Here is a 1,498-nt window from a genome sequence, read left to right on the forward strand (position 1 = left end):
TGAACTGTACCCCGAATCATGGACACTAAAAAAAAGCCCCATGATTCGGGGTTTTTGTGTATTTTTATCAAAAAACCTCGTTATAATGGAATCAACGATAGAAATGAGGTACGGAGAATGAGTAAAATTATTTTTAACGAGATTCAAATGAAACAGCTAGAAAAAAATAAAAATGTATTAAAAGCGTCGGAACGTTCGATTAGCTATTGTCCTGATTTCAAAATAAGAGCGGTAAAAGAAAATCAACAAGGAAAAGGTCCTAGCCAAATCTTTTTAGAGAATGGGTTTGACTTAGCTGTGATTGGTGAGAAGAAACCAAAACAATGCTTGAAACGCTGGCGAAGAACCTTTGAACAATTTGGTGAAGAGGGCTTTTATACAGAACGCCGCGGGAAAGGAAGCACGGGACGCCCTTCGGAAAAAGCTCTCTCTTCTGATGAAAAATTAAAAAAAGCGGAAGCACGTATTGCGTTTTTAGAAGCGGAATTGACATTCCTAAAAAAGTTAGACGAACTCGAAAGGCAGGCGTTACAGAAGAAGCGTTAACACCACGAGAAACATACGCACTGATTGAACAAACCATACGTCGCTTCCAATTCCCACGTATGGTGCGTTACCTTTGTACACTGGCTGGGGTAAGTCGGAGTGGATACTATGCGTGGCTTCATCAGTCAGATAAACATCTAGAAAAAGAACGTAATGATGAAACAGATTATGAATGGATCCAAGAAATTTTTAATCGAAAAGGAAAAATATGTGGTGGTCGTTCTATCAAAATGGTGTTGGAAAAGACAAAAGGAATTTGTATGAATCTCAAGCGTATTTACCGTATTATGCGTAAATATAATCTTGTGACAAAGATTCGCCGAGCAAACCCTTATAAACACATCGCAAAAGCGACACAAGAACATAAAACATGTCCGAACCTTTTAAATCGCCAATTCAATCAAGAAGAGCCTGAAAAAAGTATGTTAACCGATATTACCTATTTATTTTATGGACAAGGAAAGAAGGCTTATTTATCATGTGTAAAAGACAGTACAACACGAGAGATTTTAGCCTATCATGTCTCCTCTTCTTTACAAATGGATATCGTCTATCAAACATTAGATAACTTGAAAGAGAGATTAGGAGAAGTCATCCATCCTGAAGCGCTTCTACATTCAGACCAAGGTATTCATTATACACACCCTGAATTTCAGAAACGTGTAAGAGAAATGGGGATCAAACAATCTATGTCCCGTAGGGGCAATTGTTTAGACAACGCACCAATGGAATCCTTCTTTGGTCATATGAAAGATGAATTAGATTACAAAGATTGTCAAACCTTTGAATCCCTTGAGCTCAACATAAAGGATTATATGGAGGAGTATAATTATAATCGTTATCAGTGGACATTAAAAAAGATGGCTCCGATCGAATATCGGAACCATCTTTTAAGTGCTTGATTTTTCAGGGCTTTTTTATTAAACTGTCCATTTTATAGGGTACAGTTCAA

The 1,498-nt window shown here is 37.2% G+C and carries 1 protein-coding gene; it reads left to right on the top strand.

Features of this window, described 5'->3' with window-relative positions; all coding sequences use genetic code 11:
- Positions 1-117 precede the first annotated feature (117 nt).
- A protein-coding gene (locus ACTFSI_RS27950) for an IS3 family transposase (protein ID WP_088300244.1) occupies positions 118-1,448 on the top strand; the annotation gives its coding sequence in 2 pieces (ribosomal slippage) (positions 118-505 and positions 505-1,448; 1,332 coding nt in all).
- Positions 1,449-1,498 lie beyond the last annotated feature (50 nt).

Origin of the sequence: Bacillus cereus group sp. MYBK101-2 (genome assembly GCF_051918845.1) — a bacterium.
GTDB classification, from domain to species: Bacteria; Bacillota; Bacilli; order Bacillales; family Bacillaceae_G; genus Bacillus_A; species Bacillus_A paranthracis.